This is a genomic window from Stenotrophomonas sp. SrG (assembly GCF_050031795.1).
In the GTDB taxonomy this organism is placed as follows: Bacteria; Pseudomonadota; Gammaproteobacteria; order Xanthomonadales; family Xanthomonadaceae; genus Stenotrophomonas; species Stenotrophomonas rhizophila_A.
The window spans coordinates 1-243 of the sequence record NZ_JBNBBE010000902.1; the positions used below are offsets into that span (position 1 = coordinate 1).

Genomic DNA, 243 nt, shown 5'->3' on the forward strand with positions numbered 1-243 from the left:
TTCCGTGAACCACAGCTCTTCGGTGGCGTAGCCCCTCATGCGCTGGTCGACCACGCCGTCTTGCTTGACCAGACCCTTCCACGGCTCGGTCCAGTTGCCGGCGATCCCGGTGACCATGAAGCCGCCGTAGCTGGCGCCCAGCGCGCAGGCCGTGTCGCGGTTGAGGAACGGGTACTGCTTCTGCGCCGCCGCCCAGCCGTGCTGCAGGTCTTCCAGCGGGCGGTCGCCCCAAGGCTGGCTGAT

Annotated in this window: 1 protein-coding gene; it reads right to left on the minus strand. The window is 68.3% G+C overall.

Going from position 1 to position 243, the window contains the following annotated elements; translation table 11 throughout:
- A partial coding sequence (locus ACQG3P_RS22115) for a prolyl oligopeptidase family serine peptidase (RefSeq protein ID WP_426806249.1) occupies window positions 1-243 on the minus strand: 243 nt, incomplete at both ends.